Source organism: Gardnerella sp. KA00243 (assembly GCF_049244105.1).
Lineage (GTDB): Bacteria > Actinomycetota > Actinomycetes > Actinomycetales > Bifidobacteriaceae > Bifidobacterium > Bifidobacterium leopoldii.
Map to the genome: position 1 here is coordinate 1544119 of NZ_CP058375.1, position 26979 is coordinate 1571097.

A 26979-nucleotide genomic window follows, 5' to 3' on the forward strand; every position below is an offset into this window, starting at 1 on the left:
GAGATAATAACATGAAAGATACAAGCGAAAACCAATCTATTTGTCACTATACTTTATTGGCTGACAACAAACCAATATGCGAAACAAAAATGAAGCGAATCGACTCTATAGATGACGTAAGCAAAATGAAATCAGATGACATTATTTGTCCTATGTGCCAAATGGAACTCGACACCTTAAAAAGCAGTGGACGTTTTCATAACTTGAGTATAGAAGAAACTTCGTTAGTTATTTTCTTCAGCCGTATGGCTTACAAAGAAAATAAATGTATTGGTGATAATCAGGCATGGAATCAAATTCGCAACGGAGAACAGCCTTTATCTAGCTTTTTTGAGCTAGCAGAAATTCTTAATAAAGAAAACCCATTGTCAGTATTAAAAGAATACGACTTTTTTAGAGAAAGTTATATTAAAAAATATTCAGACTCTAAAAAACAATAATTAACCAACATCATAGGATTAAGGAAAACAAATGAATAACAACATCGATATGCAAATGGATAGCGATATTAATACACAGCAAGCCTCTGAATCGCTTGACAGCTCGAATGAAAAAGACAAACTACAGACAGAAAATAATCTTGCTCAGCATGATGTAAACGATGAGCAAGATTCCAAAGACAACGCGAAATTTAAACTCAGTGCAGAAAATAAACGTTTCAGACTGAAAAACAAAGAACTGACAGCAAGATTGGAACAACTAGAATGCGAAAGTTCGAAAGAGATAGACCAGCTAAAAACAGAGTTGAAAGAAGCAAAGGAAAACACAGAACGAATAACACGCGAAAAATTTAAAGAATCGATAGAGAATATAAACATCCTCAGAGCAACGGACGTCTTAGTTCTTGAACACGACCTACCTACGGCAGGCGGCAGTGATTCACCAACCTACAGCTCTAAAGCGTTAGACTATAACGCAATAAAAGCATGGCTATCCGATGATGACAATCTGAAGCAAATTAAAATTAACGGCAAAACAGGCTACACAATAGAAGAACTATCCGAAATGGACCCAATCGAAGTTCATAGTGCAATAGTTGCATATGTAAAGTGTAACTATCCATATTTAATGAGACTTGAGAACACAAGGGAAGACCATATTGGGAGAATACGTCCAATTAGGCGCAAATCATATACTCACGGTATTCCAGCAATACAAAGGAAATCTAGCCTTTCTAACTCTCTTAGTCAGTTGAGATATAGCTGATTCTGTTATATAATAGCATGTAGAGGTCTTAGATTGGACAGCTGTCAATATGCCCGAGGCATGCTGAAATTATTAACATTTTGCATACCTTGGGCATATTTTGTATATTGCCAAAGTATGCATCGAATTTATTAAGGAAATAACAATGGCAATTAGTACATTAATCAACAATGATGCAGCTTTCCCAAATACAACATCCACAAGCGCATCAGAATCTATCCCAGACGCTCTCATTTTAACCCAAACGAACGTAATGGATGAACTTCAGGGCGACCAGCCTACAGCTCGCATTGCGTACGTATCCGTAGACCCAGAAGCTGAAATCACAGCCGAAGGCTCGGAGATTACAGCCAAAGACCCTACAATTAGCGAACTCGTAGTAGGTACCCAAAAGGTTGCAAATCTTACAGTATTAAGCAATGAAGCATATCGACATATGAATATGCCCGACATGATAGGCGACAGCTTGGCTCGTGCCGTTATAGCAAAAGCCGATAGGCTATTCTTAGGAGCACCAGCACCAGAGACAGGACAAAATGCAAATAATAAAGTCGTAGGACTTGCAAACTATAAAGGCATCGTAGACGGCGGCAAACTTGATGGCACATTAGACGCAATCATAGACGCAATTAGTTCTATCAGCGCGAATGGAGGAACGCCTACCACGATTATTGCAGGCTATGACGCATGGGCATACATGCTGAAGCTTAAGGGAGGCGATAAGCGTGCTTTAATCAGTCCAGACGTGGCAAACAGCACAAAGCCTCAACTATTTGGCTTACCAGTTATTCTGACCGCATGCATGCCAGAGAAAACAGTACTTATCCTAGATAAGAACGAAGTCATATCATCTGTATCTAGGGTTGAAACCGCAACGACATCTGACAGATATTTTGAGCACGACTCGGTAGGCATCAGAACAACATTCAGATTCGGATTTGGAATCTTGCATCCAGGAAGAGTAGCAAAAGTTATTGCAGGATGATATGATAATGATATTCATTTTATGTTCTCTTTAGTTATGAAGAGGGGGTGGGGGGTATACCCCCACCCCTTTGTTAAAGCCACCCCGGCGAAAGGTCTGGAATCTCCCCGAGATTTTCTATTCGTAACAGCCAATTCGTAACATCTTCACATGAGTACTCTAATTCGTAACATTTTTACGAATTTAAAAGTTTGAAAAAATAACTTTTCTATCTAGGCGTAGTAATTGCATCATATTCTTGCATAATTGCGCGCCACTCTTTCAAGTCCAAATCAGCCGACGGCAACGAGGGGATTTGGCGAATGTTTTGCTCAAGTTTCATAAGTGCGGCATTAAGTGGTAAACGAGTATAAGAAGAATCAATCTGACCTAATACGCACCCAGTCTGCTCATGAATTCTGTCAATAAGGTCTAAAGCTCGGGCATTAATCGGCAAAGAGGATACAGAATACTTTGGAGCACGTCCCAAACGCTGAGTAAGCCTTACTTGTTTATATGCTATCTGCTTTATGATAACGATATATTGAGGCATGTTGCGGATGATTTTTGCGTAAGTGTGGCGGCATTCGCGGCATAGTTTGCGCTCGCTACTATCGTGCATATTCTCCCCTTCTATGTTTTAAGACTATTCCTTTTATTATATGCCTTACCTAGCGTGATTTTATAAGTGGATAACATGAATCGAAACCGTGGCTATACAAGTCGTAGTAATTGCTGAATTGTGCCGTATCTAATCGTTGCATGTAGTTACATACCGAGTTAAGACACATCGCGACTGTGAGTTTGTATACAGGACTCTGCGGATATGACCTATAAAGAAACTACGTATTAGACGCTATTCGTTACGTTACAATCGTTACACCCGTCACCCTGCAAGCCCTAGTAATTACTACAACATGCGGCATCTAATCGTTACATCGGCATAAAGAAAAAACAAAATCACAGAATTTTGCACATCATTTGCACATTTAGCCTATTTTTGAGCCGTAAAAACAAGCCAAAAACGTTGATATTTCAACTTTCTTCCAAAAGTCGGGCTGGCGGGATTTGAACCCGCGGCCTCTTCGTCCCGAACGAAGCGCGCTACCAAACTGCGCTACAGCCCGATGCTGAAACTCGCGAAAGCATATGCGCATAAAAGTTCCAACAACGTCCGTAATGTTACAGGTTGGCTAATACAAATTATTGTAAAGCGTGTGCAAGTTGCGCAAAGTAAGTCCCGCGCAAGCATATTGCGTACAAGCTGCGAAATTCCTTTGTAAACATATTACAAATTATCGCTACAGCTTCTGTGTAAACATATCGCAAATTAGCACTGCAAGTCGCGTATAAAACCTGTATTACCTACTGGCTACAATTAGCGTTTATGACTGACACCAATACTGCAATGTCTGCCGCGCAAAGTGCCGCAGAATCTGCCGATAAAAATGCAGCAGAAAACGAAGCAACAGATACCGTCAATGAAATTGACACTGTTGAACATGCCGAAATGTTACTCGCTCAAGACGAAGCAATTGCCAAGCGCGTAAACGAAGGCGCAACTCTGGATGAAGCAATCGACCCAAGCAATAAAGAATTTGGGCCACAAGCTCATCCTGAGCAGGTACAGATGCGCGTTGCTAAGCGCGCAATGATGCTTAAGGAAGGCGTGCAGCCTTATCCTGTGCACCTTAACGTTACGGATACTATCGAAAAGGTGCGTGCTGATTTCGATGGCAAGCTTGAAGCTGGCGAAGAAACCGATACTGAGGTTGGTATTGCAGGCCGCGTGCTTTTCTTGCGTAACGCTGGCGGCTTGTGCTTTGTTAAGCTTTCTGCCGGTGACGGTACTACGATTCAGGCGATGGTTTCCAAGAAGGAAATTGGCGAAGAATCCATTAAAAGCTTCAAGCAGATGGTGGATTTGGGCGACCACCTTTACGTGCGCGGTCGCGTGATTTCTTCTAAGACCGGTGAGCTTTCCGTATTCGCAACCGAGTGGGCGATTGCAGCTAAGGCTTTGCAGCCGCTTCCGGCTTTGCACAAGGAATTAAGCGACGACACTCGTACGCGTAAGCCATATATTGGCATGATTGCGGACGAGAAGATTCGCGATATGGTTCGCAGGCGTTCGCGCGCTGTGGCTTCTCTTCGCCGTACTTTCGACAGTCATGACTTCTTGGAAGTCGAAACTCCAATGTTGCAAACGGTTCACGGCGGTGCTGCTGCTCGTCCATTCACAACTCACATGAACGCTTTCGACATTGATCTTTATTTGCGCATTGCTCCGGAGCTTTTCTTGAAGCGCTGCTTGGTTGGTGGCATTGAGCGCGTGTTCGAAATCAACCGCGACTTTAGAAACGAAGGCGTGGATGCAACTCACGCTCCAGAGTTTACAATGCTTGAGGCTTACCAGGCTTACGGCACTTACGATACGATTGCTGCTCTTACCAAGGAGCTGATTCAAAAGGCTGCACTAGACGCTTTCGGTTCAACTAAGGTGACTTTGCTTAACGGCGAAGAGTACGATTTTGGTGGCGAATGGAAGCAGATTACCATGTACGGCTCGCTTTCTGAGGCTTTGGGCGAGGAGATTACTCCGGAAACTTCTGTTGAGCATTTGGGCGCGATTGCGGACAAGCTTGGCGTTGAGCGCGACGAAGTTGAGAATCACGGCAAGTTGGTTGAGCACTTGTGGGAGCACTTCTACGAGGATAAGCTTTACGCGCCAACGTTTGTGCGTGACTTCCCAGTTGAGACTAGCCCGCTTGTTAAGGGTCACCGCACGAAGCCTGGAATGGTTGAAAAGTGGGATTTGTACGTGCGCGGCTTTGAGCTTGCAACCGGCTATTCTGAGCTTAACGATCCTGTTGTGCAGCGCGAGCGCTTTGTTGCTCAAGCTAAGGATGCTTTGGCTGGCGATGTTGAGGCAATGGATATTGATGAGGACTTCATTGAGGCTCTCGGCGTCGGCATGCCTCCTGCTGGCGGCATGGGCATGGGAATTGATCGCTTGCTGATCGCTCTTACGGGCGCAACTATTCGCGAAACAATTACATTCCCACTCGTAAAGCCTCTTCGCTAGTTGACGCAAAGTCAAAGTTAATGTAAGTGTTAATGCAAGTAGTCGTATGAAACGAATAGACTAGGTAATTATGACATACAAATTAGTATTGCTCCGACATGGTCAGAGCGCATGGAATAAGACCAATCAGTTCACTGGTTGGGTTGATGTACCGCTGACTGAGCAGGGTGTCGAGGAAGCTAAGCATGGTGGCGAGCTTCTTAAAGAGAAGAACGTTCTTCCAGACATCGTGTTCACTTCTTTGCTTCGTCGTGCTATCAATACCGCGAATTACGCGCTTGATGCAGCCGACCGCCTTTGGATTCCAGTTCGTCGCAGCTGGCGTTTGAACGAGCGTCACTACGGTGCTTTGCAAGGCAAGAATAAGTCTGCAATTCGTCAGGAATATGGCGATGAGAAGTTCATGATTTGGCGTCGCTCTTACGCAACTCCACCTCCTGAGATTGATCCAAATGATCAGTATTCCCAGGCTAACGATCCGCGTTATGCTGGCGAACCAGTTCCAGAAACTGAGGCTTTGGCAAACGTCGTGACTCGCGTAACTCCTTACTGGGAGTCGGATATTATTCCAGAGCTTAAGTCCGGCAAGACTGTAATGATTGCTGCTCACGGCAACAGCTTGCGCGCAATCGTTAAGATGCTCGATAACTTGAGCGAGGAAGAGATTTCCAAGGTGAACATTCCAACCGCTATTCCTCTGCTTTACGAGTTGGATGAGAACTTCAAGCCAATCAAGCCTCGCGGTGAGTATTTGGATCCAGAAGCTGCTGCTGCCGGTGCTGCCGCTGTGGCTGCTCAGGGTCAGAAGTGAGATTCTGATTCGCTGGCTTTGCCGCGCTTAAGTTAGTTTTAAGAGCTTAAGTTAGCTTTTAAAATAAAAGTAGGTTTGCAATTAATTTGCAAACCTACTTTTTGTTTACTTTTATTTTCATGCGCGCTTTGTGCAACTTGAAATTGCGTAGCGTGTTTTGCTGTAACCGCGTTACGCTACAACAGTGTCTTTATCTGGCTCTGGCTTCTTGGACGGATCGAATCCGGAAACAATAAACACAATTTGCCTTGCGACGGCAACGCAATGGTCTCCAATTCGCTCAATAAAGCGGCTAAGCAGAACGACATCAATTAACTGCCTGCGCGTACCCTTCCAATTTTCGCCTTCTACCAGCTCAAAAATCTTCTCGTGCAATTTGTCGAGCGCATCGTCGCCAGCAATAATAGTTTCCGCAATTTGCACGTCGCGATTTGCAACCATGGTCGTTAAGTGACTTGACAGTTCGCGCAAGAAATCAACCATTGCAACAATAGTTTCGCGTCCTTCTTGTGCAATAGCAGATTCAGGCCAGGTTCGTCTAGTAATTTGAGCGATATGACTTGTTAAATCTCCCATGCGTTCAAACGTTGCAGCTAATCGCATTGTAGCTACAACTTCGCGCAAGTCCGTTGCCACAGGGTTTTGGCGAGCAAGCAAAGTCAAGCATTGGTCAATAGTGTTTGCTTCTAAAGCGTCTAAGTCTGCGTCTTTATCGATAACAGTTTGAGCAGCTTCCAAATCCGCGTTTAAAAGCGCGCTTCCAGCATCGTTCATAGCTTTTGCTACAAGTTCTGCCATGCGTTCGATGTTTGAAGCAATTGCCTTCATTTCTTCGTTGAAAATTACTCGCATGGTGCGTCCTTTCTCAGTGCTGTGAGTTTATTTGAACGCCTAGTTTGCACGTCGCTATAAGTCAGGCATCCTATGTAATTATAGACGACGCTGGTAACGAAGCGACCGAAACTTTACGGCGGTGTAAAGTTTCTGCCGTTTTTGTGGTGATTTTCGACCGAAACTTTACAGCCGTGTAAAGTTTATGCCGCTTTTTAGTTGCATAGTTACAAAAGCGCGCAAAGTATGAGATTATAGGAGTATGCCTCAAGGTTCTTCTGCGGTTGTGATCGTTGTATTTGTTGCTTTCGGCGTGCTTGCGTTGTGCGTTGTGCTTTCGTTGTGTGTGTTGATGTCGGATTGGTTTTCTACAGTTTGCCGTCTTTTTAAACGAGCGTTTAATTATATTCGTGGCGCAAAGTATGGCGCAAGGTATGACACAAAGTATGACGAAAGCGACGACATAAGCGACGATTCAAGCGACAACGCAAGTGACGATATCAGCTACGACGCGTCCCAAGTTTTGGCAATGCTCGACATGCCAACTGTTGTAATTGACGCCAACAATGACGTAATTCGCGCAAGTTCTGAAGCTTATTTGCTGGGTGTTGTTAGCGATGATTCGTTATGCCAGCCTCGCGTTCTTCAAGCTGTTAATTCCGTGCGAGCTTCTGGCGGATTCGAGCGCTTCTCTTTGATTACTTCGACACCTGAGCGTTATGTGTCAATAACTGCAAATCCTCAAGAGTCAACCACTGTTTCGCGCCCTAATTGGCTTACTGTTACGGCTGGAAGCATTGGAGGCGGTATCGTGGTTGTAATTATTGAGGATACGAGTGCAGCTCACCGTTTTGCGCAAACTCGCGACGACTTTATTTCCAACGTTTCTGAGCAGTTAATGCGATCTACTCGCAACTTAACTCAGCTTACGAAAGTTTTGCAAAACGAACAGGTATCTGCTCAAAAAATTAAAGATATTGCGCAAATTGCCGGTAAATCTTCCAAGAAACTTGAGCACATGCTTGAAGATTTGTTGTGGCTGGTTCGCGCTCAAAATCCTATTGACTTAGATTCTGCGCAAGTATTTTCTTTGAATGATGTTTTGTCGTATGTGCAAAATCAAGTTGCTTCATTTGCTAAGGATTGTTGCGTACGCGTTGTGTCAAAAGTCGATTCGCGTTTGTGCGTGCGCGGTGAAATTTCGCAAATTCAAGCTGCAGTGCGGAAATTAGTTGAGAATGCAATTACGTATTCTCCAAAAAATTCTACAGTTTCGCTATCTGCGTCACTATCGACAGATGGTCAATACGCTGTGATCCGTGTTGTAGATCGCGGAATTGGCATTGATTTGCAAGATCAGTCGCGAATTTTTGAACGATTCTATCGTGCGAATAATCAAAATAGTCAAAGCCAGGATGGCGTTGGTTTAGGGCTTGCAATTGCCAAGCATGTGGCACTTACGCACCACGGAAATATTACTCTTTGGAGTATGCCGGGGCAGGGTACTACCGTAAGTTTTGCGCTACCAATTGCAAATAAATAAGCAGCAAATTAGTAAGTTAGAAAATCAGTAAGTTAGCAAGCCAGCAAATCAGCAGTAAATAATTCAGCAAATCAGCAATAAACTATTTTCCTAAGCGCCTGTAGTCCCAGCGGTCAAAATGTTCCCAAATTAATAGCAGAACGCCAATAATTGTTCCCGATGCGCAAAACAACACAGGAAACCAAGTTGTAATATGCAATAACGCAACGATAAGCGCAATTATTGTTGCGACTAGCCACGCGATCGTTCCTATAGCAAAAACCTTTCGCAAATCAACTCGCAGCGGTTTTGGTGCTGCTTTTCGTGCATCAGGATTAACTATAGGTGCGAATTTCATACTTCCAACCATACAACTTACCGAAGTCTAAGTGTGACGAGGGCAGCTTAAGGGCGAAAATTGGCGGATTTAGGCTATGTGCGTTTCTTACATCCTAACCACGTTGTAACCTTTCACATAGAAGATTGAAAGAAAGTCAGTTGGGGGTGTGGCGTTTGTGCGCTGCGTTCCACGTTTAACATAAGAAAGTGATTAGTATGAGACATGCTGCACATGGTGCCACAAAAGCAAAGAGGCATGGAGATTCGCCGCTTTCGCTGTTTGTAGCTCAGCGTGGCGCGCATGGTGCGCATAGTGTGCGTGGCATGCGTTCTGTTCAAGCTAATCGTGTTAGTGAGCGTTTGGCTGCGGTTGCTACTAGCAATGGTGCTGTTGTAGAGCTTCCAGAAGCTGTTTCTGAGCGTTTGCAGGAGCTTGTTCCTCAAAGCAGGCGCGCGCTTAGGTTGTCTAAACTTGCTAATGAGCGTCGTCGCAATGTAATACTTTCAACTTCTCTTGTTGCAATGGTTGGTACTGTTGCAGCTACTATGGCTTTAACTAAGGTTAATAGTTTTGATTCTCGTGCTTCCGAATTTGAGCCATCTATGACTGCAGTTGGCGACGCATCTTCAACAGTTTCGCGTTCTAGCCAACGCGAGTCTCTTGATCCTATGGCAACTATTAATAACGCTGTTGACTCTATTGAGAATGCTGCTAAAAAATCGCATAATGCGGACTCTACTGATGCTGCAAATAGTGCGAATGAAAGTAGTTCTGCTCGCTCGAATTCGAAGCATAAAAACTTAGCCGATAAGGTTGCTAATTCAGTACAACCTGGCACTTTTTCTACTATATCTTCGAAGTCTGATTCGTGGAATTTAGGTTCTGGTTCAGGCTTTAATATTGCAGAGATGTCACGTTCTGCTGCGAATAATCCTAGGGTTGCTTTGTTGATGGATAAAGACTTTGACGTTTTGCCGAAGGGCTTTAATCCAAATCACGCAACTGGTGATACCGGTAACGCGTATGAGTTCAGCCAGTGCACGTGGTGGGTGTATGTTCGTCGCCATCAGTTAGGTTTGCCTGTTGGCTCGCATTTTGGCAACGGAAATATGTGGGCTGATTCTGCGCGCAATCTTGGCTATTGGGTAGATAATTCCGCTCGTCACGTTGGCGATATTATGGTGTTCCGCTCAGGTCAGGCTGGTTCTGATCCGTTCTACGGACACGTTGCAGTTGTTGAAAAAATTAATTCAGACGGTTCTATTGAAACTTCTGAATGTGGTGCTTCTTACCAAGGACGAACTTTCTCGCGCAAGTTTGACGCTAAGGAAGTTTCTCAATATCAGTTTATTCATTACTAAAGTTGTACTACTGAAGCTTTGTTACTAAAGCTGCTTTATTAAAATTAGTTTGTTTATTACTAAAATGAGTTTGCTTGTTACTGGCGTTGCTAATTTCTCTCGTATGTAATGCCCCGATGATATACTGCAAAAAGTATGCTAAAACAAAGTAGAATTTTCTCAGTTTTTGTATCAGCTGCCGCAGCAGCTTCAATGCTTACTGTTATGGCGCCATTCGCCATGGCAGAGTCTTCGCATGAGCTTTCCGAGTCAGCTGTCACTTCTACGCGCGCATTTCCAAAGGTGACGAATGTGCGTCGCGATATTTTAACTGAATCCACTTCTACTGATGTCGACGCAAATTCTCATTGGGGTGGCATAGAAAGCTTGAATGTACCTCAAACTAAGACTCCTAGCGAACAAGCTGCTGAAACGGCACGCCGTGCTTTTGCTGGAAATGCTACTGCAAGCCGTTCTGGTTTCCGCAGTGGTGTTGAACAGGTTCCTCTTGCTTCTGTAGTTCCTCCTGATGGTAAGTCTGTTGCCTCTCTTTTGAATTTTGCTACTCAATTCTTAGGCAAAGTGCCGTATCGCAGCGGTGGCAATACTCCTGCTGGATGGGATTGCTCCGGTTTTGTGCAGTATGTTTTTGCTAGTGTTGGTATTTCTTTGCCTCGTACTTCTGGAGCGCAGGCAACTGTTGGAACTCCAATCCCAAGTTTGGCTCAAGCGCAGCCTGGAGATATTATCGCGAATGCGCAGCATGCTTCTATTTATGTTGGCAACGGCATGGTAATTAATTCGCAGCTTGCTGGCACTAAGTACGATCCTATCCGCTACGTGTTCCCAGGCGGGTACTCTATTCGTCGCATTCTGTAGCTTCTATAGTTTCTGTATCTTCTGTAGTTTCTGTAGCTTCTGTAGTTATATATCGCAAAACTGCCAACACTCAATCTAAAATTACGCTACAATAGTATTTACAAGTTGTGCGCGAGTGACGCTGCTGTCGCGAGTGCAAGTATGAGGAGGTTGGCAATGATCCCAGAAAAAGCTGTATTGGTTGGAGTTGACGGCTCACACGCGAGTTATAAAGCGGTTTGGTGGGCTGCAAATTACGCAAAGCATGCTGGGTTGCAATTGCAAATTGTTTGCGCTTATTCGTTGCCAAGTTATGCTGCTGTTTCTTTTGATGCCACCTACACTGCGATTGGTGACGATAATGCAGCTCATCACGATGCGCAAGAAATTCTATCTAAAGCAAAAGCTGTTGCTCTTGAGCAGGGAGTTGACGCGACTACGCTAATTGTTACGGGCGATCCTTCTTCGGTTTTCGTGGAACTTTCTCGTAACTATCAGCTTATTGTGATTGGTAATCGTGGAAAAGGTGGCTTGGCAGAGCGTTTGCTCGGCACAACTAGTTCTTCGCTTCCAGCTTATGCGTATTGCCCAATTGTGGTTGTGCCTTACACTGACGATGACGGTCAGCGTATTCACTTGAATAATACGATTACGCGTGTGGCTGTTGGCTCTGACGAGTCAAAGTGGGGGCTTAAAGCTCTTGAAATTGCGGCTGATTTGGCGGATAGCTGGCATGCTGAGCTTGATGTTATTTCCGCAGTGCCAAGAGTGCAAGGTGCTGAGGGTGATACTGCTGTTATGGGATCGTACATGGAGGATCTTGAGGAGCGCGTGAAGCCAATTTTGCAGCGTTTGCCGGATTTGCAAATTCATCGAACTGTTGTGCCTGGTTCTGCCGTTGAAGCTTTGACTCAGGCTAGTTTGAATCATGATCTTGTGGTTGTTGGTTCTCGCGGTCGCGGTGGCTTTACCGGTTTGCTGCTTGGTTCGATTAGCCAGGGATTGTTGCAGCATTCTTCGAGGCCTGTGTACGTTGTGCCGCGCAAGTATGTGGAATTTAGTGCAGCTCAGGTTGCAGCAGCGCAAAAGCAGCATTCTGAAGCGTCTATTGACGATATTTCCGGAGTACATGAGGTTGATGTGCCGAAGGCTGGTAAAGAAGCTGCTAAGGAGATTGAGCAAACAATCGATCCGCTGCGATAGCGCGAAAGCATGTCGTTACGTGCGCAGTCGCTCATCTGCACCAGTAACGAAAAACGGCAGAAAACTGTGCGGCTGTGTAAAGTTTTCTGCCGCCTACGCGCTAAAAACGACCAAAACTGTGCAGCTGTGTAAAGTTTCTGCCGTTTGCCAGCCGGATTCCGACCAAAACTTTACAGCCGTGTGCAGTTTCTGCCGCTTCCCAGCCGGATTCCGACCAAAACTGTGCAGCTGTGTAAAGTTTCTGCCGTTTGCCAGCCGGATTCCGACCAAAACTTTACAGCGGTGTGCAGTTTCTGCCGCCTACGCGTTGTGCTGCGCTCAAGCATGTCATCGCGACCGCGTTTGGAGCGTTTGGAGCGTTTGGAGCGTGAGAGCCGTCTAATCTTGCGATTCTTGCGACTCCGCTTCAGTATTCTCGCGCTTTTTCAGCATAAAACGCGCGCGCCTGGCATCTCGCTTAGCTTTCTTTTCAGCGAGCTTTTCCTTGTTCATCTCAATTGCGCGCTTGTAAATCTTAAGCAGCTCGAGCGCTTGGCTCTTAAAATCGTTATTCTTCGAATACTCGAGCACGTTCGCCTTAAGCTGAGCCTGCTCAGCCTCGCTCATATTCAAAACTTTACTAAAAACAGCCTTAAAATCTTCCTTAGTATCCCACTGATACCCGTTTTGACCGCTAATAATCTGCTTCTCATTCGGCACATCATGCTTTACAAGCGCAAACAGACCGGAAGCCATTGCCTCTAGCATCGAAAGTGAGTGCATTTCGGAAAGTGATGCGGTTGTGTAGTAGTCCATTGCGTGCAAATACTTTGGAATTTCCGTGTGAGCAATAGGCCCAAGCAAACAAATTCTGTCGTCAAAACCATTATCTGCCACGCGCTTGCGCAACGATTCCAAATCAGGACCGCCGCCAATAACAAATAAGCGCGCTTTTTCGCGAGGAAAATCGCAATACATAAAGTTGTCAATTAATTCTGAAATATTTTTTTCAGCGCCGATTCTACCAACGAAAACAAACAGCTTAGTAGAGTCAGAAACGCCATATTTTTCGCGGAAAGCTTTGCGGAATGCAAGTCGCTCAGGCGTTGGTAGGAACTTCTTATATTCCACAGCATTATTCAGCACAATCACTTTTTTATCAACCTTCTGACGGTCAATATATGCCTGTGCTTTAGGAGACATGCTCGTAATAATTGTGGCATTTTTCGAGAATCGCATAAAATATTTCGCCGAAATATTGCGAGAGAACTCAGTAAAATGCTTTAAGCCAATGTAAAACAGGAATTTATCGTATTCTGTGTGAAGCGTATAAATAACGGGAATATGCTCTTTTTTTGCTACTTCCAAGCCGATTTCGCCAATGCCAAATTCGTTTTGAATATGAATGACATCCGGCTTAAATTTAAGAGGAAGTTGCTTTCGCATGTGACCAATCGGGAGCGCAACGCGGTATTTGTAAAGCTTTTTAAGCAATATGCCCGGAACGTAAACAACTCCATCTTCAAGCTTGGTTTTGCGCTGTTTTTCGGAGCCGACCGTGACTACTAGCACTTCATGACCAAGCTCTTCATACATCTTTTTGAGCATATAAGACTGTGTTGCGACGCCATTTATGTACGGTGGATACGTTTCGGTAAAAATAGCGATTTTCAAAGTTTCCTCCGGTTGCATACATGCATGCGTAGCGTCATTATTGCGCAAATATCTTGTGTACTCAATTGTGCCACACGTGGTGAATTTTAATGCAATTTTAGTGCGATTTTGCGTGACTTTTGGCTTATTCTAGCTGCGAACCGTAACGTTTACGTTAACTTGCGCGCCTTTTTCGAGCGTATGCTTAACAGTACAACCCCTGGAAATGTGGCGTTCCATGCGCTCTTTTAGTGCGGACGCATCTTCCTGGCTGAGTGCAGGTTTTGCGCAAGTTGCGTCAAGAGTGACGTCTTCTTGAAAACGCAAGTACGTGCCTTCTTCCGCGTCGTACGTGCCGTTTACTACAACTCGCGCTCCAGCGCCCTCGCCAATAGCGTGTTCTGCAGCGTATTGGCTGCTAAGAGCTGTGCAACCAGCTAAAGCGATTTGCATTAATTCAACCGGGTTGAACATGCCTTCGCCGTGACCAAACTTCAAGCTCACACCGTCGTTGCTGTGTGCTTCCCAAGTGCCGTCCTCGTTGCGCTCTACCCATAATCTTCTAGACATTTTTGCTCCTTTGCTGTAGTCGTTTTTGTTCATGTTATCGTAAGGATTGTAACTTTGTGCTCAATTGTCGAATCTAGCGTTTTGCGTGGTAGACATATGGTTTTACGAGCGCAATTCTTTAAATTTATTAGCGCTTTGTTAACATGGCAGCATGGCTTTAACAGAAGAAGAACTTGCAGCAATTCGCGCGCGCGTACCACAAAAACCGCTTTCCAGCATCCCAACTCCTTACGAGGATTTAGTGCGAAAAATCCTTACGGAAGGCACTCTAAAATCAGATCGCACAGGCACTGGTACGATTTCGCTTTTTGGCCAGCAAATCCGCTTCGACATTAGCAAATATTTCCCGCTTATCACCACGAAAACCGTGTTTTTCAAAGGACTTGCGTACGAGCTGCTTTGGTTCCTTAAAGGCTCGAGTAATGTGCGTTGGTTGCAAGAAAACGGCGTTCATATTTGGGACGAGTGGGCGGACGAAAATGGCGATTTGGGCCCTGTTTACGGAGTGCAATGGAGGAGTTGGCCGGCGCCAACCGCGGAAAATCCAAACCGTACAATCGACCAAATCGCAAACGTGCTGGATCTTATGAAGAATCACCCGGATTCTCGTCGCATGATTGTTAGCGCTTGGAATCCTGCGGAAGTTGAGCATATGGCGTTGCCGCCTTGCCATTCGCTTTTCCAATTTTACGTTGCTGACGGCAAGCTTTCGTGCCAGCTCTACCAGCGCTCTTGCGATATGTTCCTTGGCGTGCCGTTTAACATTGCGTCTTACTCGCTTTTGACGATGATGATGGCTCAGCAAGCAGGTCTTGAGCCGGGCGAGTTCGTGTGGACGGGCGGCGATTGCCATATTTATGACAATCACGTTGAGCAGGTGCTTGAGCAGCTTTCGCGCGAGCCGTACCCGTATCCGCAGCTTGAAATTCGTAAGGCGGATTCGATTTTTGACTACGATTACAGCGATTTTAAGGTGGTTGATTACAAGCATCATCCGACGATTAAAGCACCGGTTGCGGTGTGATTGATTGCAAATTATTTTGCTTGATTTTGCTTGATTTAGTTTAATTTTTAGCTTGTTTTAGCGTGTGAGGTGCGTATATGGCAAACAGCGTGTCGCATAATTTCCCTGTGCGACTGATTTGGGGCGAGGCTTCTGGTTTGGACGGCAAGCCCGGCGCTATGGGCGTAAACGGAGGCATGCCGTGGCGACTTTCGCCGGATTTGCGCTATTTTAAGGCGATGACTATCGGCTGCCCTGTGATTATGGGTCGCGGTACATGGGATGCGATGCCTCCGAAATTCCGTCCGCTTCCGGGTCGCGAAAATATTGTTGTTACGCATAATCCTGATTTTGTAGCAGATGGAGCGCGTAGTTTTACTAGCATTGACGCGGCTTTGGATTACGCGCGCGAATGGCTGGAAAATAGGGAAGTGCTGGAAAGTCAGGAAAGCGTATCTCAAAACGTATCTCAAGACTCGCCTCAAGATGGCCCAGCAATCTGGGTTATTGGCGGAGCTGCGATTTTGCGCGAAATGCTTGCGAATTATCACGCAGACGCAGCTTACGTAACGCAAATTGATGCGAAAGTTGCAGCGGACACATTTGCTCCGAATATTCATGCATTAGTTGATGCAGGAAAATGGCATGTTGCGCGTGAAGGCGAGCTTGAGGAAGCGCCGCTGAAGGTTGGTAGCGAAAGCAATCCTGCACGATACCGGTTTATGGTATATGAGCCTGCTTAGTAAACGAGAAATCGCAAAGTAAACGAGACAGCAAAATAAACGAGGAAGCATGACTGAAGAATCAAGCAAAATCAAGGTAGACGCACGTCACCCATACACTGTTATGACGGTTTGCACAGGTAATATTTGCCGCTCGCCAATGGCGGAAATTGTGTTGCGCAACGAGTTTCAATTGAGGGGATTGGGCGACGTTGTTGCTGTGCGTTCCAGCGGTGTAAGCGACGAAGAGTACGGAAATCCGATTGATCGCCGCGCGCAAAGAGAATTAACTAAGCGCGGATACAGGCTTCCTGCTTCGCATTTTGCGCATCGAATTGAAGCGGATGAGATTGCGGAAACGAACCTGTTTTTGCCTATGACGGCTTCGCATATGCGTTCGCTTTTGCGTTTGTTGCCTGCGCAAAAGCGCGAACTTGTGCATATGTATCGCGCGTTTGATCCGTCGCTTCCTAAGCCGCAGTCTGGTCGCGAGACGTTGCTCGACTTGGCAGATCCGTGGTACGGAGGTCCTCGCGAATTTGAGGTTGCGATGGATCAGGTTGAGCAGTGCGCGCCTTATATCGTCGATTGGGTTGCCACGCGCATTGAGAGGGCTTGAAAGCGGCAGAAACTTTACGTGTGTGTAAAGTAATGGTCGTTTGCGCGCCAAAAAGCGGCAGAAACTTTACGTGCGTGCGCAGTTTATGTCGCCTACGTACCAAAAAGCGGCAGAAACTTTACAGGCGTGTAAAGAAACGGTCTCGCAAGCTGACCAAAGTAGATAGTTAAGTTTGCGTCGCGTTTTCTCGCGTTTCCTCATATTTGCGGACATAGTTGCGAATATAGTTTAAATTTGTAGATATAGTTTTACAGGCATCAATTATCGCTCTGTTACTTTTAGTTGGGAGGATTTATGGCAGATTTGGCTGTCGAAGACGTGCGCGCTCGCGTGCAAAACGCCTGGAATGACGTAGTTTCCGTGCTGAATAAGAAGATTTCACTGGCTGCGGTGTCGGCTAAGGGCATTGCTGGCGAGCATATGCGCAAGTCCGCGCAATACGTGGCTGGGGTATTGCGTGAGGTTGGTATTGACGCGCGCGTCGAGCAGTCTACGAATCCGGACGGCACTCCAGGAGCTTTCGAAGTGGTCGGCTCGCGCATCGTAAACCCAAGCGCGCCAACGGTTTTGCTCTACGCGCATCATGATGTGCAGCCAGTTCCAGATCCATCTGAGTGGGAAACCAACCCATTTGAAGGTACCGAGCGCGACGGTCGCCTCTACGGACGCGGCTCAGCCGACGACGGCGGCGGAATCGCAATTCACTACGGAGCTTTGCGCGCACTGAGCGACGATTTGCGCGTAAATATTAAGGTTTTCATCGAAGGCGAAGAAGAAATGGGCTCGCCAAGCTTCATTCCTTTTATCGAGTCGCATAAAGCCGAATTTGAATCAGACGTAATTATCGTTGCCGACTCCGGCAACTGGTCCGCCGAAATCCCAAGTCTTACAACGAGTTTGCGCGGAAATACCGACGTGGACGTGAAGGTTAAAGTGCTCGGCCATCAAGTGCATTCCGGTCAGTTTGGCGGCCCGATTTTAGATGCTTACACGCTCGCTTCCATGCTTATTGCCTCGCTTTACAACGAGGCTGGCGACCTGGCAGTGCCTGGAATTGAAGCACAGGAGCCGGTTGGCGGTTTGCAGCGCGATTTGGACGAAGCGCAAGTGCGTGCCGACTCTTCCGTGGTCGATTCTTATAAGCTTGCCGGCACCGGTTCTCTCGCAGCGCGCATGTGGACTAAGCCGAGCTTGACGGTAATCGGCATGGACGCACATCCTGTTGAGGGCAGTTTTAATGTGATTGCGCACGAAACTAAGTTGCGTCTTTCGCTTCGTACCGCGCCTTCGCAGCGTCCGGAAGAAGCGCAAAAAGCTTTGTGCGACTTCTTGGTATCTCACGCGCCTTTTGGTGCAGAAGTTACTGCAGAGCCGATTGATAACGGCATGGGTTGGGCAATGGATCCGGATGCTGTTGCAACGAAGGATGCGCTCGCTTCTATGCGCGATGCTTTCGGCGTGGAGCCGGTAAATAAGGGCGAGGGTGGTTCGATTCCGTTTATTCCGGAGCTTCAGCGCATCTTCCCGAAGGCGCAGGTGCTGGTGACGGGTCCGGAAGATCCTAAGTCCAATGCGCACAGCCCGAACGAGTCGATTTCGCTTTCTGGTTTGCGCGGAAATATTGTGACGGAAGCACTGCTTTTGGATCGATTGGGCGAGTAATTCTGGCTAATTTTGCGCGCAGGCGGCATAAACTTTGCAACGCTGTAAAGTTTCTGCCGCTTTTTGCTGCGTAGCCGACTTTTTCTTTACACGCGCGTAAAGTTTCTGCCGTTTCCTCCGCGTCTGCATGCGTCTAGTCTGTTGAGTAATCTGCAAACATGACATGGAATCCATTTGCAAAGAAAACTGCCAATAATGAGGGCGCGTCTACTCCTTCGTTGCAAAAGAAAGTAGCGGATGCAGAATCGTCTGTAGCGACGAAATCTCGCGAAAAAAACGCGCCGACTCCTAAGCGCAACGCTGCTCAGGCGCAAAAGCTTCGCCCACTAGTACCAGCAGATCGCAAGGAAAGCGCAAAACGCGCGCGTGCTCGTCTTCGCGAATCTGAGAATTTGCAATACAACGCAATGCGCACTGGCGATTTGGCGCATATGCCAAAAATTGAGCAGCTTCCGTGGCGTGTGTATATTCGCGATTACGTGGATGCTCGAATTAATATTGGCGAGTTTTTCATACCAGTTGCAGTGCTGATTATGATTTGCTTGTTTGCGCTATCTAAGTTTGTGATTGTTTATTTTGTTTTTGCAGTGTTCTTGTACGCGTATTTGTTTGCATCTGTAATTGACATGTTTGTTATGTGGCGTAAGTTGCGTAAGGAGCTGATTCGTCGTTTTGGTGATGTGGCTGTGTCGCGCAAGTCGCGTTCCGGCATGTACGCATTCAGCCGCGCTATGCAGCTTCGTCGCTGGCGTTTGCCTAAGCCGAGTAGCGCAAAGCGTGGTAACTGGCCGAAGTAAGTGCAAAAGTAAGTGCAAATTTATTAATATTTGCACAAGCTACTATTATTATTTGGGATACTCAAAATAACGCGAATATTATGGGGTAAACGCATGGCACAAGATAAAGCACAAAGCAAATCGCAAGGCGCGTCGAAGGGTGCGACGCAAGGCATGAAGCAGACTAAGAAAAAGCAGGGCATGTTCTCGCAGATCATACGTATTTATAAGTACACGCATTCTGACGATAAGCAGCTGCCTTTGTGGTTGTCTTGCGCGTTTGCTGCGCCGATTTTGGTTGCTGTAATTCTTGGAATTGCATCTCGTTGGTCCATTTTGATGTGGATTATGATGCTTATTACAGCGGTGATGCTTGGTCTGCTGCTGTTTACTGTTGTGCTTACGAAGCGTGCAGATAAAGTTGGTTATGCAAAGTTGGAAGGTCGTCCGGGTGCGGCTGCCGGCATTATTTCTGCGATTAATAAGGGCGGTTTTACTTTTCCGCAGCAGCCTGTGTGGGTGGATGCGCGCACGAAGGATGCGCTTTGGCGAGGCACTGGTTTTAACGGAATTTTCCTCGTTGGTGAGGGTAATTACGAGCGTTTAATGCATGCTATGGATCGACAGGAGCACGCTATTAAAAGCGTTACTGCCGGATCTAATATACCTGTATACCGTATTGCTGTTGGTAATGGCGAAAATCAGGTGAAGCTTAAAGAATTGCGCGGAAAGGTGTTGCGCTCGAAGACGTTACAGCCTGTGAAGCACAAGTTTGCGTTGTTTGATAAAATTCATCCGAACCGCCGATTCTTCCTTACTAAGACGGAGCTTGCGATTTTGAATGAGCGTTTGCGCACGTTGCAAAGCAAGAGTGGATTTGGCATTCCGAAGGGCATCGATCCAACGCGTCCGCAGCGCATCAGCCGTCGTGCAATGCGCGGTAAGTAAATTATTCTTGCGACGGATTGGCGACAGTTACTTTACGTAAATGTGAAGGAACTGTCGCTTTTTGATGAGATTTCGACATTTTCTGTACACAGCTGCACAGTTTCTGCCGGGATTGCGCGCGCAGGCGGCATAAACTGTACGCGGTTGTAAAGTTTCTGCCGTTTTTTGGTGCGCAAGCGACCTTTATTTTACACGCGCGTAAAGTTTCTGCCGGGATTGCGCACGTAGGCGGCATAAACTGTACACCGCTGTAAAGGAACTGTCGTGCGTAAACAATTAGTCTCGTTGCGGCGTGCGTCTACGCGCTGCCGTACAATCGTCAATCGACACGGGTGCTCTGTGTTTTCGCTTATGTAAGCGTGAACATTCAGAGCTGAGAGAAAACCGCTTGAACGTGAATCCGGGTAATACCGGCGCACGGAGGTCTGTTTTTCCCGTGCCTGGAGAGGTGTTGCAAGGTTTCTTTGTAACGCAAAGTATTGCATGTAACGCATCGCAATGTAACGCGTTTGACGCACAGCATCGTAATGTACACATGTAACGCAAAATATTGCATTGCGCACAATGTAACGCATTGCAACACGTAACAAGAAAGGCACATTTTTATGTCAGAAGAAAATTATCAGTCCAACATGCAGTGGCGTGTTGCAGACATCGCAGTTGCTTCCGTAATTGGCGTTGTTTCTGCTTTTATTTATTGGGTTGTTGCCATTTTTAGTGAGGTTCCATGGACTGCGCTAAACAGCATTCTTCCAGGTTTTGCAGGTCTTATTAACGGTCTTTGGCTCTTCGCTGCTCCTTTGGCCGCAGTAATCGTGCGTAAGCCGGGTGCTGCTATTTACGCTGAAGTCGTAGCTGGCGTGCTCGAAGCTTTGATGGGCAATCAGTGGGGTGGTGCTGAAACCTTCGCTATTGCAGTGGTTCAGGGTCTGTTTGCTGAAATTGCGTTCATTATTTTCGCTTACAAGAAGTGGAATTTGAACACAATGATTCTTTCCGGCGCATTGACTGGCATTGGTTGCTGGGGTTACACCTTCCTCGGTAAGTTGCAGGCTGTTAGCGTATTCGGCAAGTATGGTCTTCCATACTTCGCCAGCACAGTGGTTTCCGGAATTGTGTTTGCTGGTGTTTTAATGTGGTTCTTGTATGTGGGAATCGCTAAGACCGGCGCGTTGGATCAGTTTGCGTCCGGTCGCGAAATACGCGAAAAATAGCGAATAACGTATTCGCAAAAATTAAAAATCTATCATTGCCATAAAGGATTTACTATGCCTGATGCTGTTAAATCGCAAGAATCTGAAACTTTCCTTCCATCAGCTTCAAGCGATTGCAATAGTGACAGCAGCGCTAATAACGCTAATAAAGCTAGCAAAGCTAATAACGCTGAACTTCGTTTTGAGAATTGGGGTTATCGTCATGCTTCCCGTCGCGCTTTTGCTGTGCGCGGGTTGGACCTCACAATTAAGGCGGGGCAGCGCGTGTTGCTGCTTGGTGCATCAGGCATCGGTAAATCCACGATTTTAAGCGGCGCGGCAGGTCTTATTGGCAATGATTTTGTGGCGAAAAATAGCGCAAAAGATAGCGTAGAAAATAGCGAAGATAGCGCAGAATCCCAGCAAACCACTCTCGTCGAAGATGCCGATGGTGGTGTGAGCGAGGGTTGCGTTTTGGTTGACGGCGTGCCGGTTCGACGTGCGCGCGGTCGTGTTGGTTTGGTTTTGCAAGATCCGGATGCACAGGCGATTTTCCAGCGTTTGGGGGATAACGTTGCGTTTGGTCCGGAAAATATGAACGTTCCGCGCGGTGAGATTTGGGATCGCGTGCGCAAAAGTCTTAAAGAAGTTGGTTTGGATGGCTTGCAATTGTATCGCTCAACTTCGCATTTAAGTGGCGGTCAGATGCAGCGTTTGGCGCTTGCTGGCGCGCTCGCTATGCAGCCGAGTGTGCTGCTTTTGGACGAGCCGACTGCGAATTTGGATCCGGATGGCACGCAGCAGATTGTTGGTGCTGTGCGCGCGGTTTTGGATTCGACGCATGCCACGATGGTGCTTGTGGAGCATCACGCGGAGCCGTGGATTGACATGATTGACCGCGTGGTTGTGCTTGGGCTTGAGAATGATGAAGCTGCGAACGGAAAAGATGCGAACGGCGAAACCGTTCATAGCGAAACCGTTCACGATGACGATATTGCGCGCGCGGCTTCTTCGCGCACGGTGATTGTGGCGGACGGCACGCCAGACGATGTGTTTAATCGCACCGATTTGGACTTTGAGGATCTGGGTATTTGGCTTCCGGAACGCTACAAGAAAAACGTAAAATCTTCTGCAAATGAATCTTTCATAAGTAATTCTTCCGCAAATGCAGAATCTTCTGAAAAATATTACGAAAACTGCAGTCCAGCAGAAGGCTACGGAGAAGTGCTACTTTCCACGAAGGACCTCGCAATCAGCCATAATAGCGAGCCGATTGCGCGTCACATCAATCTTGAGTTTAAAGCCGGGCAGATTACGGCTTTGGTTGGCGCGAACGGTGCTGGAAAATCAACGCTTTCGCTCACTTTGGCTGGTCTTTTGCCGGCAGTAAACGGCGAGGTTGTGGCGAGTGATGCTCTTGCTCAAGGCGCGAATGGTACGGATCCAATGAAGTGGAAGTCGCCTGATTTGGCGAAGCGCATTTCGTACGTTTTTCAGAATCCGGAGCATCAGTTTGCGTGTGGTTCGGTGTTGGATGAGGTTATGTTGGGGCCGCTTCGCACGGGTGTTTCGGCGGATGAGGCGCGCGCGAAGGCTCAGGAGTTGCTGAAGCGATTCCGTCTGGCTCGTTACGCGAAGGCGAATCCGTACACGCTTTCGGGAGGTGAAAAGCGTCGTCTGACTGTGGCGGCGTCGCTTGCTGCGGCTCCGCGTGTGCTGATTTTGGACGAGCCGACTTTTGGGCAGGACCGCAAAACTTGGTTGCAAATTATTCGCTTGATTGCAAGCCTTCGTAGCGAGGGTGTAAGCATTATTGTGGTGACGCACGACCGTGAGCTGGTTGAGGCGTTGGGTGCGCGCTTGGTTGAGCTTGTGCCGGATGCGAAAGCTGAAGCTGCTGAAATGAGTGCTGCTGAAGCGAGTGTTTTCGAAGCAAAATCTACCGAAGCGCTTGCTGTGAAATCTACCGAAGCGAGTGCTTCCGAAGCGCTTTCCGCAACTACCGGCGCAACCGACATTTCGCGCATCAAAGTGAGCGCAGTAAACAATCGCGACGAGGAAGCGAAACTTTCCAGCAAATCGCCACTTCTTGCGTCAATTAATCCAGTATTTCGCATTTTTGGAGCGTTCGCGGCTTCGATTCCGCTACTTTTTACGCTTGATTGCGTTTCTGCTTCGGTTGCGTTGCTGCTGGAATTTGTGATTTTTGCGTGCATTAAGCTTCCGCCATGGCGTGTGATTCGCCTTTCGTGGCCTGTGTGGGTGGGCGCGCCGACTTCCGCGCTCACTGTGTTACTATACGGCAAAAGTGGCGGAAATACTTGGTTCCAGTGGTGGCTGATGCATGCTACGGATCGTTCGGCTATGCTGGCTGTTGCAACTTCGCTTAGGATTTTGGCGATTGGCGTGCCGTCGATTGTGATGGTGATTGGGCTTGATGCTACGGATTTGGCTGATGCTTTCAGCCAGGTGTTGCATTTGCCCGATCGATTCGTGTACGGCGGTTTGGCTGGAATTAGGCTGTTTGGTGTGCTGCAGGATGATTGGGCGGCACTGACTGCGTCGAGGCGTTCGCGCGGTTTGGGTGATGAACATCGCGTGAGGGCGTTCTTCCCGCAGTCGTTTGCGCTGCTTGTGCTTTCGATTCGACGTTCGACGACGCTCGCTACTGCTATGGAAGCGCGCGGTTTTGGGGGAGTTGGTGCGCGTTCGCACGCTAGGGTGAGTCGTGTGCGTGCGCGCGACTGGTGGATTTTTGCTGTGTGCGCGATTGTGCCGTCGGTTGCTGTTGCGGCTGCGCTTTACTTTGGCACCTTTGCCTTCCTCGGTGGCGCGTGATGGCTGCGTGCGCGATTGCGTGCGCAGGCGGCATAAACTGCGCGCTCCTGTAAAGTTTCTGCCGTTTTTTGCTGCACAGGCGGCATAAACTGTGCGCGCCTGTAAAATTTCTGCCGTTTTTTGGCGCGTAGGCGACATTTATTTTACATGGCTGCACAGTTTTTGCCGTTTTTTCGTGCGTAGCCGACCTTTATTTTACATGGCTGCACAGTTTCTGCCGCTTTTTGCTTCGCATCCCCAGTCACAATCTAGTTTTTAAAGCACAACCATACTAACCTGCCCTGCCTTCGTAATAAAGCCGCAGGCAGACCTCGCTTGCGTTGAAAGCACACTGTGCTTTCAACCCTGAGCAAGCTTGGTGCTCCGAGTTACTTTCGCGCGCGCTGTGCTGCGCTCAAGCAGGTCGTCGCGCATCCTCACTAGCGTGTATACTTTCTCGAGTTGCGGGCTTGTAGCTCAGTGGATAGAGCGTCTGCCTCCGGAGCAGAAGGTCGTGGGTTCGAACCCCATTAAGCCCACTTTTGATTTTCTACTTTCCCTACTTCCCTACTTATCGTCGTAGTGGCCTCTGCAGGCGTAGATTATAATCGAGTCATCTGTAAATGAGTAAACGATTCTATCCTTATCGTTTACTCGTCTACTCCAGCAGCCAGAATAGTTTCCTTTGAGTGGTTCAGGCTTACCTTTTCCGTCTATTGGATTCCGCATAATCTCTTTAATAATATTGTTGAGCTTTTTGCGAGTCTTATTATCGCTTTCCCAATAGAGATAGTCGTTCCAGGCATCTGGAGTCCAAGCAATCTTTCTCATTGTTTGAACCATACGTCCTAATTCATTATTAGATTGTGCTCTTCGAGCTTGATGGTTCCATTTCTCACGCCGTCAATCTGCGATTTCAAATATGCTTGATTTGACGGTTCGTAAAACGGATCTAGCGAAAAATCTAGCGGTATCCTCTTTTCGCGACCAATAGTTTTAATAAACACGTTCAGCGCGGCGCTCATAGAGATTCCGAGCTCTTTGCAAACTCGTTCCGCGTTGAGTTTGTCTTCTTTCTTTGCTCGAAAGTTTACGTTTACTATATCTGTTGTTGCTGTAGTCATTTTGACTCCTATGTCTATGGTGAATTTTGTACTTTTTCTCATACTCTCATATAAGTATACAATAATTCTATATAATGTAACGTAAATATCATTAATTATGCAAGCAATTATTGATGATTTTAGCGCGCGACGACCTGCTTGAGCGCTGCGATTTAGCGCGCGAAAGCAACTCGGAGCGCCGAGCTTGCTTAGGGTTGAAAGCACGGTGTGCTTTCAACGCAAGCGAGGACGTGAACGCGGCTAATCCGCGCGAGCGACACGACCTGCCTTTTCGCTTGGAGCGTAGCGCGCGGCTGCACAGTTTCTGTCGCTTTTTGCCGCGTAGCCGACTTTTTCTGTACACGCGCGTAAAGTTTCTGCCGCTTTTTGGTGCGCGTAGGCGACATAAACTGCGCGCGGTTGAGTCGTTTCGGTCGTGCCTGTCTACTCGTTGCTTTTCCTGTACTGTTTTGTAGAATAGTTGTATATGCGCTGATGCGTTTAAACGATGCGTTTATATGTGATTTGCGTGATTTTAGTAACTTAGTGATTTGTTTCTGTGATTTGTTTCTGTGATTTTGCAGTGTTGCTTGTGATTTTGCAGTGTTACTTGTGATTTATGGGTCTTGTGTTAGAAGTTACGTTTTTGTTGCACTGCGCTAGGTTTTACGCACATTTTTAGGAGGGGTTTTATGGTAGAGCAGAATAAAAATTTAATTATCGCGGACGCTAGAAGTGTGCCATCTAAAGTGCTTATAGACGCTAAAAGCGTGCCACACCCACACTACCACTTGGTATACCATCATAAAATAAAGCTGCTCTACCTAGAATTACGCTTTTTATTTTCATAAAACGATAAACGAAAGACGGAAATACGATCCCTCATAAAAAATTCGACACACAATTACATACAAAAGGAAGTTATGTCAATCTGAGATTTTCCCAGACCCACACAAAAAGCACACACACTCCTGCTGAAGCTCCACGATTTTAATTGGGTATACCTACAGGCCAAAGAGATTTCAACCACACCCCCCCGACGCAGGTTGAGAAAAAAAACATAGAAAAAGATTTGATAGATAGACGGTATGTTTCAGCTAACACCCTTGCTGCATGAGTCTTAGTTCAAAAACTGAAACTGTTCGGGAAATAATTCACATCATAGTTCGGGCGTCTTCCTTGGGTTTCGCACAGCAAGGAGGGGAACCGACGCTCACCACTCATGACCTTTTTCAAACCCCCCCAACGAGGAACCATTGGTACCACTGTATTATGCTCACGACATGCTGTTGACAGACTCCGGTAACGCAACTTCGCCTAAATATCCCAACAATAGCCAATCGACACCAGCCCGCTTAATATAGACAACACCTTACACGTCAAACCAACACTGAACAAACAACACACAAATAGGAATGTATATGCTGGTGAAAATACGACCAGGATTTTATTGGGCGAAGGAAGTTGCTTAAGCTGCATTTTCAACGAATCAGAATACTAAAGAATTATGACCCGGGAAATAAAAAATCTCAAATGGCAACGAAGGGAAGATTTTCAGTAAGGCTCTCAACTGGTAATCTGTATTAATCAGATTCCGCTCTATAAACATTTCTGCTTATGGACGGCTAATAAAATAGAAGCCAGGATGTCTTACGTATTGGCAAAATACTATATGAGGCTCAGCTTAAGAATAAGCCTCTCATCCGGTTGTAGATAATTCAGTATTGACGTCTTAAACTTAGGATAACAACCCTATTAACCTCCAACTAACCGA

25 protein-coding genes and 2 tRNA genes are annotated in these 26979 nt (G+C 46.7%); 19 read left to right on the forward strand and 8 right to left on the reverse strand.

The annotated features are described in order from the left end of the window. Window positions 1–11: 11 nt before the first annotated feature. The 3 genes from HXT50_RS06120 (at window position 12) to HXT50_RS06130 (ending at window position 2191) form a co-directional block, all read left to right on the forward strand. Entirely contained in the window at window positions 12–440 is a 429-nt protein-coding gene (locus tag HXT50_RS06120; protein ID WP_101885923.1) for a hypothetical protein, read from the forward strand. A gap of 31 nt (window positions 441–471) precedes the next feature. After that, window positions 472–1206, forward strand: a complete 735-nt coding sequence (locus tag HXT50_RS06125; RefSeq protein ID WP_101885924.1) for a hypothetical protein — start codon at window positions 472–474, stop codon at window positions 1204–1206. A gap of 145 nt (window positions 1207–1351) precedes the next feature. After that, window positions 1352–2191, forward strand: a complete 840-nt coding sequence (locus HXT50_RS06130; protein ID WP_101885925.1) for a phage major capsid protein — start codon at window positions 1352–1354, stop codon at window positions 2189–2191. A gap of 208 nt (window positions 2192–2399) precedes the next feature. Here the strand turns inward: HXT50_RS06130 and HXT50_RS06135 are convergent, their stop codons facing one another. Then, window positions 2400–2792, reverse strand: a complete 393-nt coding sequence (locus tag HXT50_RS06135) for a hypothetical protein (RefSeq protein ID WP_101885926.1) — start codon at window positions 2790–2792, stop codon at window positions 2400–2402. A 431-nt stretch (window positions 2793–3223) separates the two neighbouring features. Then, a tRNA-Pro gene (locus HXT50_RS06140) sits at window positions 3224–3297 on the reverse strand. A gap of 260 nt (window positions 3298–3557) precedes the next feature. On the opposite strand from HXT50_RS06140, the gene lysS reads away from it, so the two are divergent. Both lysS and HXT50_RS06150 read left to right on the forward strand, forming a co-directional pair. After that, window positions 3558–5255 carry a lysine--tRNA ligase gene (gene lysS / locus HXT50_RS06145; RefSeq protein ID WP_004105214.1) on the forward strand — a complete coding sequence of 566 codons (1698 nt, stop codon included), beginning with the start codon at window positions 3558–3560 and terminating at the stop codon, window positions 5253–5255. 70 nt (window positions 5256–5325) lie between these two features. Next, window positions 5326–6066 (forward strand): phosphoglyceromutase, encoded by a 741-nt coding sequence (locus HXT50_RS06150; RefSeq protein ID WP_004119231.1) that lies wholly within the window; start codon window positions 5326–5328, stop codon window positions 6064–6066. Window positions 6067–6237: 171 nt separating this feature from the next. Here the strand turns inward: HXT50_RS06150 and phoU are convergent, their stop codons facing one another. Then, window positions 6238–6918, reverse strand: coding sequence for a phosphate signaling complex protein PhoU (gene phoU / locus HXT50_RS06155; RefSeq protein ID WP_421777127.1), 681 nt, complete (start codon window positions 6916–6918; stop codon window positions 6238–6240). A gap of 241 nt (window positions 6919–7159) precedes the next feature. Here phoU and HXT50_RS06160 point away from each other — a divergent pair, with 241 nt between their 5' ends. After that, the gene (locus HXT50_RS06160) at window positions 7160–8440 is read left to right on the forward strand and encodes a sensor histidine kinase (RefSeq protein WP_421777128.1); all 1281 of its coding nucleotides are present in this window, start codon (window positions 7160–7162) and stop codon (window positions 8438–8440) included. Between the two features lie 82 nt (window positions 8441–8522). Here HXT50_RS06160 and HXT50_RS06165 read toward each other — a convergent pair whose 3' ends face one another. After that, complete coding sequence (locus HXT50_RS06165) at window positions 8523–8789, reverse strand: DUF2530 domain-containing protein (protein ID WP_004105210.1); 267 nt, start codon at window positions 8787–8789, stop codon at window positions 8523–8525. A gap of 185 nt (window positions 8790–8974) precedes the next feature. On the opposite strand from HXT50_RS06165, the gene HXT50_RS06170 reads away from it, so the two are divergent. The 3 genes from HXT50_RS06170 to HXT50_RS06180 all read left to right on the forward strand — a co-directional run bounded on the left by HXT50_RS06170 (window position 8975) and on the right by HXT50_RS06180 (window position 12160). After that, window positions 8975–10120, forward strand: coding sequence for a CHAP domain-containing protein (locus tag HXT50_RS06170; protein ID WP_101885929.1), 1146 nt, complete (start codon window positions 8975–8977; stop codon window positions 10118–10120). A gap of 135 nt (window positions 10121–10255) precedes the next feature. Next, complete coding sequence (locus HXT50_RS06175; RefSeq protein ID WP_032842321.1) at window positions 10256–10978, forward strand: C40 family peptidase; 723 nt, start codon at window positions 10256–10258, stop codon at window positions 10976–10978. Between the two features lie 156 nt (window positions 10979–11134). After that, window positions 11135–12160, forward strand: a complete 1026-nt coding sequence (locus tag HXT50_RS06180) for a universal stress protein (protein ID WP_004105206.1) — start codon at window positions 11135–11137, stop codon at window positions 12158–12160. Window positions 12161–12538: 378 nt separating this feature from the next. Here HXT50_RS06180 and HXT50_RS06185 read toward each other — a convergent pair whose 3' ends face one another. Together HXT50_RS06185 and HXT50_RS06190 are read right to left on the reverse strand one after the other, a co-directional pair. Further along, window positions 12539–13813, reverse strand: coding sequence for a glycosyltransferase (locus tag HXT50_RS06185; protein WP_421777151.1), 1275 nt, complete (start codon window positions 13811–13813; stop codon window positions 12539–12541). Window positions 13814–13942: 129 nt separating this feature from the next. Then, window positions 13943–14362, reverse strand: a complete 420-nt coding sequence (locus HXT50_RS06190; protein WP_410294762.1) for an OsmC family protein — start codon at window positions 14360–14362, stop codon at window positions 13943–13945. A gap of 151 nt (window positions 14363–14513) precedes the next feature. Between HXT50_RS06190 and HXT50_RS06195 the strand changes: the two genes are divergently transcribed. From HXT50_RS06195 to HXT50_RS06235, 9 genes are all read left to right on the forward strand, one after another. After that, window positions 14514–15386: a thymidylate synthase gene (locus HXT50_RS06195; protein WP_004105202.1), complete on the forward strand. Its 873-nt coding sequence runs from the start codon at window positions 14514–14516 to the stop codon at window positions 15384–15386. A gap of 77 nt (window positions 15387–15463) precedes the next feature. Then, a complete protein-coding gene (locus HXT50_RS06200) occupies window positions 15464–16108 on the forward strand; it encodes a dihydrofolate reductase (RefSeq protein ID WP_421777129.1) in 645 nt (214 codons plus the stop codon). Between the two features lie 49 nt (window positions 16109–16157). After that, a complete protein-coding gene (locus HXT50_RS06205) occupies window positions 16158–16706 on the forward strand; it encodes a low molecular weight protein-tyrosine-phosphatase (protein WP_101885930.1) in 549 nt (182 codons plus the stop codon). A 294-nt stretch (window positions 16707–17000) separates the two neighbouring features. Next, window positions 17001–18368 carry a dipeptidase gene (locus HXT50_RS06210; RefSeq protein WP_004105198.1) on the forward strand — a complete coding sequence of 456 codons (1368 nt, stop codon included), beginning with the start codon at window positions 17001–17003 and terminating at the stop codon, window positions 18366–18368. 158 nt (window positions 18369–18526) lie between these two features. Further along, window positions 18527–19165 carry a DUF3043 domain-containing protein gene (locus HXT50_RS06215; RefSeq protein WP_004105197.1) on the forward strand — a complete coding sequence of 213 codons (639 nt, stop codon included), beginning with the start codon at window positions 18527–18529 and terminating at the stop codon, window positions 19163–19165. A 153-nt stretch (window positions 19166–19318) separates the two neighbouring features. After that, window positions 19319–20092 (forward strand): DUF4191 domain-containing protein, encoded by a 774-nt coding sequence (locus HXT50_RS06220; protein WP_032835341.1) that lies wholly within the window; start codon window positions 19319–19321, stop codon window positions 20090–20092. 605 nt (window positions 20093–20697) lie between these two features. Continuing rightward, window positions 20698–21306: an ECF transporter S component gene (locus HXT50_RS06225; protein WP_004105192.1), complete on the forward strand. Its 609-nt coding sequence runs from the start codon at window positions 20698–20700 to the stop codon at window positions 21304–21306. A 54-nt stretch (window positions 21307–21360) separates the two neighbouring features. Next, a complete protein-coding gene (locus HXT50_RS06230; protein WP_421777130.1) occupies window positions 21361–24123 on the forward strand; it encodes an ATP-binding cassette domain-containing protein in 2763 nt (920 codons plus the stop codon). Window positions 24124–24568: 445 nt separating this feature from the next. Next, window positions 24569–24641, forward strand: a tRNA-Arg gene (locus HXT50_RS06235). Between the two features lie 28 nt (window positions 24642–24669). Here HXT50_RS06235 and HXT50_RS06240 read toward each other — a convergent pair. Both HXT50_RS06240 and HXT50_RS06245 read right to left on the reverse strand, forming a co-directional pair. Then, entirely contained in the window at window positions 24670–24933 is a 264-nt protein-coding gene (locus HXT50_RS06240; RefSeq protein ID WP_080550925.1) for a Txe/YoeB family addiction module toxin, read from the reverse strand. Window positions 24934–24950: 17 nt separating this feature from the next. Further along, a complete protein-coding gene (locus tag HXT50_RS06245; protein ID WP_004105185.1) occupies window positions 24951–25226 on the reverse strand; it encodes a type II toxin-antitoxin system RelB/DinJ family antitoxin in 276 nt (91 codons plus the stop codon). 671 nt (window positions 25227–25897) lie between these two features. Here HXT50_RS06245 and HXT50_RS06250 point away from each other — a divergent pair. After that, complete coding sequence (locus HXT50_RS06250; protein ID WP_421777131.1) at window positions 25898–26056, forward strand: hypothetical protein; 159 nt, start codon at window positions 25898–25900, stop codon at window positions 26054–26056. The last annotated feature ends 923 nt before the right edge of the window (window positions 26057–26979 follow it).

Coding starts and splice junctions, on each gene's coding strand:
- HXT50_RS06120 (WP_101885923.1), top strand. CDS start 12: ATGAAAGATACAAGCGAAAACCAATCTATTTGTCACTATACTTTATTG.
- HXT50_RS06125 (WP_101885924.1), top strand. CDS start 472: ATGAATAACAACATCGATATGCAAATGGATAGCGATATTAATACACAG.
- HXT50_RS06130 (WP_101885925.1), top strand. CDS start 1,352: ATGGCAATTAGTACATTAATCAACAATGATGCAGCTTTCCCAAATACA.
- HXT50_RS06135 (WP_101885926.1), bottom strand. CDS start 2,792: ATGCACGATAGTAGCGAGCGCAAACTATGCCGCGAATGCCGCCACACT.
- lysS (WP_004105214.1), top strand. CDS start 3,558: ATGACTGACACCAATACTGCAATGTCTGCCGCGCAAAGTGCCGCAGAA.
- HXT50_RS06150 (WP_004119231.1), top strand. CDS start 5,326: ATGACATACAAATTAGTATTGCTCCGACATGGTCAGAGCGCATGGAAT.
- phoU (WP_421777127.1), bottom strand. CDS start 6,918: ATGCGAGTAATTTTCAACGAAGAAATGAAGGCAATTGCTTCAAACATC.
- HXT50_RS06160 (WP_421777128.1), top strand. CDS start 7,160: ATGCCTCAAGGTTCTTCTGCGGTTGTGATCGTTGTATTTGTTGCTTTC.
- HXT50_RS06165 (WP_004105210.1), bottom strand. CDS start 8,789: ATGGTTGGAAGTATGAAATTCGCACCTATAGTTAATCCTGATGCACGA.
- HXT50_RS06170 (WP_101885929.1), top strand. CDS start 8,975: ATGAGACATGCTGCACATGGTGCCACAAAAGCAAAGAGGCATGGAGAT.
- HXT50_RS06175 (WP_032842321.1), top strand. CDS start 10,256: ATGCTAAAACAAAGTAGAATTTTCTCAGTTTTTGTATCAGCTGCCGCA.
- HXT50_RS06180 (WP_004105206.1), top strand. CDS start 11,135: ATGATCCCAGAAAAAGCTGTATTGGTTGGAGTTGACGGCTCACACGCG.
- HXT50_RS06190 (WP_410294762.1), bottom strand. CDS start 14,362: ATGTCTAGAAGATTATGGGTAGAGCGCAACGAGGACGGCACTTGGGAA.
- HXT50_RS06195 (WP_004105202.1), top strand. CDS start 14,514: ATGGCTTTAACAGAAGAAGAACTTGCAGCAATTCGCGCGCGCGTACCA.
- HXT50_RS06200 (WP_421777129.1), top strand. CDS start 15,464: ATGGCAAACAGCGTGTCGCATAATTTCCCTGTGCGACTGATTTGGGGC.
- HXT50_RS06205 (WP_101885930.1), top strand. CDS start 16,158: ATGACTGAAGAATCAAGCAAAATCAAGGTAGACGCACGTCACCCATAC.
- HXT50_RS06210 (WP_004105198.1), top strand. CDS start 17,001: ATGGCAGATTTGGCTGTCGAAGACGTGCGCGCTCGCGTGCAAAACGCC.
- HXT50_RS06215 (WP_004105197.1), top strand. CDS start 18,527: ATGACATGGAATCCATTTGCAAAGAAAACTGCCAATAATGAGGGCGCG.
- HXT50_RS06220 (WP_032835341.1), top strand. CDS start 19,319: ATGAAGCAGACTAAGAAAAAGCAGGGCATGTTCTCGCAGATCATACGT.
- HXT50_RS06225 (WP_004105192.1), top strand. CDS start 20,698: ATGTCAGAAGAAAATTATCAGTCCAACATGCAGTGGCGTGTTGCAGAC.
- HXT50_RS06230 (WP_421777130.1), top strand. CDS start 21,361: ATGCCTGATGCTGTTAAATCGCAAGAATCTGAAACTTTCCTTCCATCA.
- HXT50_RS06240 (WP_080550925.1), bottom strand. CDS start 24,933: ATGAGAAAGATTGCTTGGACTCCAGATGCCTGGAACGACTATCTCTAT.
- HXT50_RS06245 (WP_004105185.1), bottom strand. CDS start 25,226: ATGACTACAGCAACAACAGATATAGTAAACGTAAACTTTCGAGCAAAG.
- HXT50_RS06250 (WP_421777131.1), top strand. CDS start 25,898: ATGGTAGAGCAGAATAAAAATTTAATTATCGCGGACGCTAGAAGTGTG.